This is a genomic window from Rhodoferax sp. OV413 (genome assembly GCF_945881795.1).
In the GTDB taxonomy this organism is placed as follows: Bacteria; Pseudomonadota; Gammaproteobacteria; order Burkholderiales; family Burkholderiaceae_C; genus Allorhodoferax.
Map to the genome: position 1 here is coordinate 1 of NZ_CAMCVG010000089.1, position 8,748 is coordinate 8,748.

Annotated in this window: 10 protein-coding genes; 3 read left to right on the forward strand and 7 right to left on the reverse strand. The window is 63.5% G+C overall.

What is annotated here, in order from left to right:
* Positions 1–336: PhnD/SsuA/transferrin family substrate-binding protein (locus tag Q0O05_RS10135; RefSeq protein WP_293662668.1), on the forward strand; the 336-nt coding region annotated here is incomplete at its 5' end.
* A gap of 54 nt (positions 337–390) precedes the next feature.
* Here the strand turns inward: Q0O05_RS10135 and Q0O05_RS10140 are convergent.
* From Q0O05_RS10140 to Q0O05_RS10150, 3 genes are read right to left on the reverse strand one after another with little or no spacing between them, the layout of a single operon-like run.
* Positions 391–780 (reverse strand): hypothetical protein, encoded by a 390-nt coding sequence (locus Q0O05_RS10140; RefSeq protein WP_293662669.1) that lies wholly within the window; start codon positions 778–780, stop codon positions 391–393.
* Positions 781–804: 24 nt separating this feature from the next.
* The gene (locus Q0O05_RS10145; protein ID WP_293662670.1) at positions 805–1,059 is read right to left on the reverse strand and encodes a hypothetical protein; all 255 of its coding nucleotides are present in this window, start codon (positions 1,057–1,059) and stop codon (positions 805–807) included.
* Positions 1,056–2,042 (reverse strand): MYG1 family protein, encoded by a 987-nt coding sequence (locus tag Q0O05_RS10150; protein ID WP_293662672.1) that lies wholly within the window; start codon positions 2,040–2,042, stop codon positions 1,056–1,058. Before Q0O05_RS10150 ends, Q0O05_RS10145 begins: the two co-directional genes overlap by 4 nt.
* 48 nt (positions 2,043–2,090) lie before the next feature.
* Here Q0O05_RS10150 and Q0O05_RS10155 point away from each other — a divergent pair, with 48 nt between their 5' ends.
* Positions 2,091–2,393, forward strand: coding sequence for a BrnT family toxin (locus Q0O05_RS10155; RefSeq protein WP_293662674.1), 303 nt, complete (start codon positions 2,091–2,093; stop codon positions 2,391–2,393).
* The gene (locus tag Q0O05_RS10160) at positions 2,377–2,655 is read left to right on the forward strand and encodes a BrnA antitoxin family protein (protein ID WP_293662676.1); all 279 of its coding nucleotides are present in this window, start codon (positions 2,377–2,379) and stop codon (positions 2,653–2,655) included. Before Q0O05_RS10155 ends, Q0O05_RS10160 begins: the two co-directional genes overlap by 17 nt.
* A 48-nt stretch (positions 2,656–2,703) precedes the next feature.
* On the opposite strand, the gene otnI is transcribed toward Q0O05_RS10160, so the two are convergent.
* The 4 genes from otnI to Q0O05_RS10180 all read right to left on the reverse strand — a co-directional run bounded on the left by otnI (position 2,704) and on the right by Q0O05_RS10180 (position 8,741).
* Complete coding sequence (gene otnI / locus Q0O05_RS10165; protein ID WP_293662677.1) at positions 2,704–3,507, reverse strand: 2-oxo-tetronate isomerase; 804 nt, start codon at positions 3,505–3,507, stop codon at positions 2,704–2,706.
* 9 nt (positions 3,508–3,516) lie between these two features.
* A complete protein-coding gene (locus Q0O05_RS10170; RefSeq protein ID WP_293662679.1) occupies positions 3,517–6,618 on the reverse strand; it encodes an efflux RND transporter permease subunit in 3,102 nt (1,033 codons plus the stop codon).
* The gene (locus tag Q0O05_RS10175) at positions 6,615–7,769 is read right to left on the reverse strand and encodes an efflux RND transporter periplasmic adaptor subunit (protein WP_293662681.1); all 1,155 of its coding nucleotides are present in this window, start codon (positions 7,767–7,769) and stop codon (positions 6,615–6,617) included. Before Q0O05_RS10175 ends, Q0O05_RS10170 begins: the two co-directional genes overlap by 4 nt.
* A gap of 123 nt (positions 7,770–7,892) precedes the next feature.
* Positions 7,893–8,741, reverse strand: coding sequence for a DMT family transporter (locus Q0O05_RS10180; RefSeq protein ID WP_293662682.1), 849 nt, complete (start codon positions 8,739–8,741; stop codon positions 7,893–7,895).
* Between the last annotated feature and the right edge of the window lie 7 nt (positions 8,742–8,748).

The following is an 8,748-nucleotide window of genomic DNA, read 5'->3' on the forward strand; positions in this document are numbered from 1 at the left end:
CCCGACAAGTTCAAGGACCTGAAGGTGATCTGGACATCGCCCCTGCTGCCGCTGGACCCGCTCTTCATGCGCAAAGACCTGCCCGCAGCCACCAAGGCCAAGATCAAGACCTTCTTCCTGAGCTACGGCAAGACGCCGGAGGAAAAAGCTAACCTGATGGAAATCAACAAGCTTTCGGGCTATGCACCGTCCGACGACAAGATGCTCGACCCGGTGCGCCTGCTGGCGCTGGCCGGCGAGCGATTCAAGGTGCTGGCTAATACCAGCCTTCCGGCAGAAGACAAAGCCGCCAAGGTCGCCGAGCTGGACCGGCGGATGGCGGCATTAAAGCCGTAAGTGCGATGCGCCCCGGAAGCCTCTGTGCGAGGCCCTGGGGGTTTTCGGTCACTCTCAACCCTTGCGCACGAACTTGAAAATCAATATCCAGAACACCAGCACCAACGACGCCACCGGAAACTGCAGCGCGGTGGGCATGAAATAGACCACCAGCACACCGGGTATCCAGACGCACCACATGGCGATGAGCACCGGCAGGTACTGCTGAGTGAAATAGTGACGGGTGCCGAGCTGGCGCAGCGCGCGGGTCTTGAAGCCGCCCTCGCGCCATGCGAACAGCGCGAAGATGGCGAAGTTGGAAACGGGCGAATACACAAACTGGTCCACCAGCATCTTCTTGACCATGGTGGCCGTATCGCGGCCTTCGCCAAACATCGCGATTTGCGCGGTGTAAAGCATGTCCACCGTCACCCCGATGAAGCCGAACACCAACGATGCGTACAACGCATCGCTGGTCGACCGGCGGGTCTAGGGCTGGCGGCGCAAGGCGTGGCTCAAGGTTTCGGGCACCAGCACCGCAAACACCACATACGACAAAAACGAAAAAGGATAGCCCCAGGCTGCCTTCAGAGCGCCCCACTCGACCAGCGTGTTCTCAAATCCCGGGCTCAGCGCATAGGCCACGAGCATGAGCGCCAGACCACACCACAGCATCACGCCGGGCAGCACATTGGCACGCAGCGCAGCGCCAACCTGCTGCAGCGCGGTGGTGTGCGCCTTCACGCCGCAGCTTTGTCGGCCAGCGCCAACTCCGCCATGCGGAGTGCGCCCTCGAAGCTGCGGGCCCCACCGATAAACAGGTTCAGGTGGCAGAACACGCTGTCGGCCACGCCATTCACCGCGGCCAAGTCGGCCTCGCGCAGGCCGGCCCATGCTTCGGGCAGGTCCATGCGGGCAATGAAGGAGCCGGCCTCCACCGGCACCGTCTTGATCTGGTGCTGGTTGCCGTCAGAGTCGGGGTAGATAACAAACATCACGTGGGGCATCTCATGCAGCACCACATGCGTCCAGGGCATGCCGCCTTCCTGCAGATGCAGCACCCGGCCGCCCAGAAGGCGCGGCGCCTGGCGCACCGTGTCCATGGCGCGCAGCTGCGCGACTTTGCGGCTCAGGGCATGGTCCAGAAACTTGCGGGTGATGGCAATGGCCTCGAGGAAACGCGTCTCCAGGAGTTGGGCGCGGCCGGCGGCGTCCAGGCCTTTCTCTTCGAGCCAGTGGGTGTTGAGCTGGGCAATCAGGCTGGAGAGTCCGAAAATACCCGGCGCCACATCGGCCTGCCCGGTGTCCACCATGTCGAGGTACTGCACCAGCGAATGGTCGATCGAGCGCACGATGTCTGCCACTGCGGCCGCGTCCAGTGCGTGGCCGCCGCGCTCGGCCCAGGCCTGCACATATTCCGCCCCGTGGGCCGCCCACACCAGGCCCGCGCTGGCATAGCCCACACCGGGCAGGATCGCCCCGTCCGACTCACGGGCCGGACGGGCGCCATCAAAGCCACGCTGGTGGTGATCGAACCGGCCGCTCGCCGCGTCCCACACGCCGCCCACGTCCACCACAAAATTGGCGGTCTCGATGAGCTCCTGTTTGCGGGTGCGGACTAGGCGGTGCGAGGGAAAAACCCCCATCAAAATGCCAACGCCGAACACATCGTCGGCGTGGAAGGTGCCACTGTGCGTGGCAATCAGGGTGGTGGTGGTTTCAGTCATCCACCGATTTTAGGGACTTAGATTGGTATGTGCTGATAATATACAACGATGATCGATCTGGCCCACATTGCCGGCTTCAACTGGGACTCCGGCAATGCCCGCAAGAGCGAGGAAAAGCACGGAGTCTCAATGGCTGAGGCAGAGCAGGTTTTCTTCAACATCCCGTTGCTGATGTTGGAGGACGCTGGTCACAGCCACAAGGAAATCCGTATCCACGCTTTGGGGCGGACCGATGAGGGGCGTGCCTTGCACATCACCTTCACACTCAGGAAAGCGGGTACTTTGATCCGGGTGATTTCAGCCCGGGATATGCACCGAAAGGAGCGAGCAATTTATGAGCAAACCAACTAAAGCAAGCCTGGCCGTCGTACCAGAGTTCAGCACGGAGGCGCAGGAGCGCGCCTATTGGGAGTCGCACAACTCTACCGAGCACCTGGACTGGACCCAGGCCGAAAAGGTCAATTTACCCAAGCTCAAGCCAACGACAAAGACGATCTCCTTACGGCTACCACAGCATCTGCTGGACTCGATCAAGGTGGCCGCTAATTCGCGGGACGTGCCCTACCAATCGCTGATCAAGGTGTGGCTACAAGAAAAAATCCGCAGCCACTAGGCTTTTCGCTTTAGGCTGCGCGTCTTGGCAGCCGTTCGGGGCTAGACCTCAAGCCCTCAGCCAGCCCAAACCATCACGGGTAGCTCCCGGTGCCGCGCCGCGCTGGGGGCGGTATTCGCAGCCTATCCAGCCATCCCAGCCGCATTGGGCGGACACCTCGTCAATCAGACCGAACAGGTAGGGGTAATTCAGCTCGCCGACGTCCGGCTCATGGCGGCCGGGCACACCGGCAATCTGAATATGGCCCACCCGGCCGGTGGGCAGGTATTCGCGGATTTTGGTGGCCAGGTCGCCTTCCATCATCTGGCAGTGGTACAGGTCGAACTGCACCTTCAGGTTCGGCGCGCTAATAGCCTGCACGATGGCATGGGCCTCTGCCTGGCGCTGCAAAAAATAACCGGGCATGTCGCGGGTGTTGATGGGTTCAATCAGCACCTGCTTGCCGGCTGTTGCGGCCTGCTCGCAAGCCCATGCCAGGTTCCCTGTGTAGGTGGCCTGCAGCGCGGCCGCATCGGCGCCCTCCGGCACCAGCCCCGCGAGCACATGAATACGGGGGCATTGCAGCGTCAGGGCATAGTCCAACGCGCGGGCGAAGCCAGCGCGAAACTCTGTCTCGCGCCCGGGCAGACAGGCCATGCCGCGTTCGCCGGCGTCCCAGTCGCCGGGCGGCGCATTCAGCAGCACCTGCTCCAGAGCATGGTCGTGCAGGCGCGCAGCCAGGGCAGTGGCTTCCCATGCATAGGGAAACAGGCACTCCACGCCCCGGAACCCGTCGTGCGCGGCGGCGGCAAAACGATCCAAAAACGCATGCTCGGTGTAGAGCAGGGAAAGGTTGGCAGCGAAGCGGGGCATCGGCGGGGCTCAGACGTCGGCGTTCGCGCTCACGCTGGCCTTCTCCGGCGCCACGATGGGGCCGGTACCGCTGAAACGCTCCAGCATCAGGTACAGCACCGGCGTGATGAAGAGGGTGATGGCCTGCGAAAAGATCAAACCGCCCACCACCGCCAGGCCCAGCGGTTGGCGCAATTCGGCACCTGCACCCAGGCCCAGCGCAATCGGAAGCGCGCCTACGAGGGCGGCCAGCGTGGTCATCATGATGGGTCTGAATCGCAGGATGCAGGCCTCGCGAATGGCCTGCGCCGGCGTCATGCCCAGATGCCGCTGCGCATCGAGCGCGAAGTCAATCATCATGATCGCGTTCTTCTTCACGATACCGATCAGCAGCACCAGCCCGATGGTGGCAATCAGGGTCAGGTCCTGCCCGAAGAACATCAATGTTGCCAGCGCGCCCATGGCCGCTGAGGGCAGCCCCGCCAAAATGGTGATGGGGTGGATATAGCTCTCGTACAGCACACCCAGAAGCACATAAATCACCAGGAGCGCAGCCACCACCAGAATGGTCTGGCTGCCCTGCGAGTTCTTGAACACCGCCGCATCGCCCCCGTAGGTGCTGATGATGGAGCCCGGCATCTGGATGGCCTCGCGCGCCGCGTCAATCTTGGCGGTTGCGTCGCCCAGCGCCGCGCCGGGCGCGAGGTTGAAGGACACCGTGACCGCCTGCAACTGCCCCACATGGTTGATGGCAGTGGGGCCCACGGAGCGCTCGATGGTGGTGAAGCTGCTCAGCGGCACCAGGCCGCCGTTGCTTGACCGCACATAAATGCCGGCCAGCGCGCTCTCGTCCTGCTTGGATTCGGGCGCGACCTCCATGATCACCTGGTAGGTGGCAGATGGCAGGTAAATCGTGGACACCTGGCGCTCGCCGAAGGCGCTGAACAGCGCGGTTCGAATGTTGTCCACCGACACGCCCATGGCGTTGGCGTGGTCGCGGTCAATCTTGAGCTGCGCCTTGAGGCCGCGCATCTGCGAGTCACTGGTCACATCCCGAAAGATCGGGTCGGCGCGCAGCTTTTCTTGCAGCTTGGTGGCCCAGCTGCCCAGCTCATCGGCATTGATGGACTGCAGAACATACTGGTACTGCGCCTTGCTCTGGCGGCCTCCGAGCTGCAGGTTCTGGGTCGGGCGCATGAACACCGAAATACCGGCCACACCCCGCAGCTTTTTGCGCAGGCCTTCGAGCACCTTCTTCATGGACTCGCGCTCGCTCCGGGGCTTGAGGGTGACGAACATGCGGCCGACGTTGACGCCCACACTGCCGCCGTTGAAGGAGCTGACCAGCGCCACGTTCGGGTCATTGCGGATCACTTCTGCCGCACGCTCCTGCAGAACCACCATGGCGGAGAAGGAGATGTCCTCCGAAGCCTCGGTGGTTACCTGAATCTGACCGATGTCCTCTTCGGGGAAAAAGCCTTTGGGAATCACCTGAATCAGCCAGGCCGAGCCCACAAAGGTAGCCACGGCAACGGCCACGATGACGTAGCGGTGGCGCAGCGCCAGATCCAGCATCCGGGTGTAGCCGGCCAGCACGGCGTTGAATGCCCGCTCGAAGCTGCGCACCACCATGCCCGGGGGCTTCATGTGGGCCTCGTCTTTCAAAAAGCGGCTGGCCAACATGGGCACCAGCGTGAGCGACACAAAGGCCGACACCACGATCGACAGGCCCACCACCACCGCAAACTCATGGAAGAGCAGCCCGATGACGCCGGGCATGAAGAAGATGGGGATGAACACCGCAATCAGCGACACCGAGATCGAGATGATGGTGAAGCCCACCTCGCGAGCGCCTCGCAAGGCGGCCTGAAACGGCGGCTCGCCGTTTTCCACGTGGCGCATGATGTTCTCCAGCACCACAATCGCGTCGTCCACCACCAGGCCCACGGCCAGGGTCAGGCCCAGCAGAGAAATGTTGTCGAGGCTGTAATTCAGGCCCCACAGGAGTGCCACAGCCCCGACGAGCGACACTGGCAGCGAGAGCGTAGGGATGACGGTGGCCACAAAACGGCGCAAAAACAAAAAGATCACCAGCACCACCAGCACGATCGTGCCGATCAGGGTGAGCGTCACATCGTGCAAGGCTTCGCGCACCGACACCGAGCGGTCGTTCACCGGGGTGACCTTGACCGAGGCCGGCATTTGACTTTGCAGGTCGGGCAGGCCCGCGAGGATGACGTCGACCACCTTGACCGTGTTGGCGCCGGGCTGGCGCTGCACCCCCAGAATGATGGACGGGTCGCCATTGAGGGTCGCCCAGGTCTTGAGGTTTTCTACGCTGTCTTCCACCCGGGCCACATCGCGCAGGCGCACAGTGTTGCCGCCGCGGGTGCTGACAATAAGGTCGGCAAACTCCGCGGCGCTTCGCAACTGCTTGTTGGCCTGCAGCACCAGCATTTGCTGGGGGCCTTCCAAAATGCCCACCGGGGTGTTGACGTTGGAGGCCCGCAGTGCCGCACTGATTTCGTCGAGCGAGATGTTGCGTATCGCCAGCGCATCGGGCTTGATGCGCACGCGCACCGCATAGCGCTTGGCGCCGTAAATATTGACTTGCGCCACCCCCTCAACGGTCGAGAGCGTGGGCACGATGAGGTTCTCAGCATAGTCCTGCAGCTCAGCGGGAGAGAGCGAGGGGGACTGCAGTACCAGCAGCAGCACCGGGGCATCCGCAGGGTTGACCTTGCGGTAGGCCGGCGGGTTGGTCATGTCGGCGGGCAGGGTGCGCTGGGCGCGCAGCAGGGCCGCCTGCACATCCACGGCCGCCGCGTCGATGTTGCGGCCCTCTTCAAACTCCAACGTCAACGAGGTCTGGCCCGATGTGCTGGTGGAGCTGAGCGTCTTGAGGCCGGGCACGGTCTGGAATTGCTTTTCCAGCGGCAGCGCCACCGAGGTGGCCATGGCATCCGGGCTGGCGCCGGGCAGCGAGGCGGTGACGTTGATAACCGGCGTGTCGTAGCTGGGCAGAGCGGCAACAGGAATGCTGCGAAAGCCGATTACCCCGGCCAGCACAATGGCCAGGTTCAGCAGCACCGTCATCACCGGACGGCGGATAAACAGTTCGGAAATGTTCATGGCTTGGCGCGCTCAACTACCGGCATATTGGGCCGCACGTTTTGCTTGCCTTCCTGCACCACGGCGTCGCCCGCCTTGATGCCGGTTACCGCGGCCTCACCGCGTTCTGAGTAGACCACCTTGATCGGCTTCATCACCGCCTTGCCGTCTTCCACCACATAGACCACGCTGCCGCGCGCGCCCTGCACGATGGAGGCAAAGGGAATGACAACCGCATCGGCGATGGTGCTCACGGTTTGCTGCACCTCGGCAAAGGCGCCGGGCCAGAGCTTGTAGTCCTTGTTGGCAAACACGGCCTTGGCCTTGACGGTGCCGGAGGCGGCATCCACCGCGTTGTCCACAAACTGCAGGCGGCCGGCGAAGCTGCCCCCGCCATCGGCCAGAGTGGCCTTGACGCCGGCGCCGCCTTTCAGGGCGGCCAGGGCGTCGCTGAGGTTGCGCTGAGGGATGTTGAACTGGATTCCGATGGGGTCGAGCTGGGTGATGGTGACCAGGGTGGTCACATTGACCTGCACGGCGCTGCCGGGAAACACATTGACCGCGCCGGCGCGGCCCGACACCGGCGCCACGATGCGGGAGTAAGACAAGGCCACCTTGGCCGCATCGATAGCCGCCTGGTCCGCGCTGACGTTAGCCGCCGCGGCATCGACGGCGGCTTGCGCCGTGTCCACCGCGCCCTGCGAGATGAAGTTTTGTGCAAACAGCTGCCGGGCCCGCTCGTGCTGGCGCCGGGCATCGGCCAGTGCGGCATTGTCTTTGGCGAGCTGGGCGAGGGCCTTGGCCACATTGGCCTCCTCGGTGCGCGCGTCCAGGGTAAAGAGCGGCTGACCGGCCTTGACAAACTGGCCCTCCTTAAAGTGCACCACCTTGATGAGGCTGTTCATCTGGGTGCGCACGTCCACCACGTTCAGGGGCACCACCGTGCCGGTTGCCTTGAGGGTTACGTTGAGCTCTTTGTTTTGCGCCTGAATCGTGCTGACCGAAGTAGGCCCGGCGCTGGGGGCGGCCGGGGCAGCAGTTGCGGCCGGGGCTGGGGTGGCGGCGGCAGAGGCGGCGGCGAGTGTTGCCGGCGCTGCCGCCGGGGTTGGGGCTGGAGATTCTGTTTTCCCGGAGCAGCCCGTCAGCGACAGGGGTATTGCAACAAGGGGCACTGCAGCGCAAAGAAGCGCAACTCTGGCACGGACGAAGTTCATAGGGCAGGGCACCAACGGGGTTGTCAGACGGGTTCTCCAGTCTACCGGAGCAGGGCCTCCGGACCAAGACAGGGGGGGGTCTTAGCCCGCGCTCACCAGCACCACGCCCAACAACACCGGCACCGCCCCCATCAGGAAACGGGTGTCCAGCGGCTCGTTCAGCAGCCACGCGCCGAACACCATGCCAAAAAGCGGCGTCATGAACGAGAACACGCCGAGCCGGGACGCCTGGTAGGTGCGCAGCAGCCAGAACCAAGCCAGAAAGCTGGCAAACGACACAATGATCCCGTGAAATGCCAAGCTGGCCCAGACAGCGGGCGTCCAGTTCACATGACTCTGTCCGGTCACCACGGCGCCGGCGAGCAAGAGCACGCAGGCCATGACCAGTTGGTACTGCAAGGTTTTCGCGGGCGAAGCGGTCGACAACACGGAACAGCGCACCACTACGGTAGTCGCCGCCCAGGAGATGGCAGCCAGCACGCCCAGAAAATCACCCCAGAGAATGGACGAGGCATCCGCCGCGGCGGCATGACCACGTCCCAGAAAGGTCATGGCGATGCCGGAGAATGCCAAGGCAATGCCCGACCACTGCAAAACGCCCAGTCGCTCTGCTGGCTGGCGCCAGTGCAGGCCCAGTGCCGCAAAGATGGGCGCGGTATATAAAAACACCACCATATGCGAGGCACTGGTGTGGCGCAGGCCCTCTGCCACCAACAAAAACTCCAGGGCAAACAGCACGCCTACTGCCAGCCCCGGCAAAAGGGTGCCGTCGCGCAAGGACATGCGCTCGCCACGCAAGTGCATCACCAAAGCCACCAGACACGCGGCAATGCCGGAGCGCAGGCCGATCTGCATGGCCGGCGCCATGTCTGCCGCGGTAGCTTTCAGAGCGACCTGCTGCATGCCCCAGGTGGCGCATAGCACCACCATCACCACG

What these genes read in the sequence shown, in the direction of transcription:
- Q0O05_RS10160 (WP_293662676.1), top strand. Translation starts at nt 2,377, where the DNA reads ATGAGCAAACCAACTAAAGCAAGCCTGGCCGTCGTACCAGAGTTCAGC.
- otnI (WP_293662677.1), bottom strand. Translation starts at nt 3,507, where the DNA reads ATGCCCCGCTTCGCTGCCAACCTTTCCCTGCTCTACACCGAGCATGCG.
- Q0O05_RS10170 (WP_293662679.1), bottom strand. Translation starts at nt 6,618, where the DNA reads ATGAACATTTCCGAACTGTTTATCCGCCGTCCGGTGATGACGGTGCTG.
- Q0O05_RS10180 (WP_293662682.1), bottom strand. Translation starts at nt 8,741, where the DNA reads ATGGTGGTGCTATGCGCCACCTGGGGCATGCAGCAGGTCGCTCTGAAA.
- Q0O05_RS10150 (WP_293662672.1), bottom strand. Translation starts at nt 2,042, where the DNA reads ATGACTGAAACCACCACCACCCTGATTGCCACGCACAGTGGCACCTTC.
- Q0O05_RS10155 (WP_293662674.1), top strand. Translation starts at nt 2,091, where the DNA reads ATGATCGATCTGGCCCACATTGCCGGCTTCAACTGGGACTCCGGCAAT.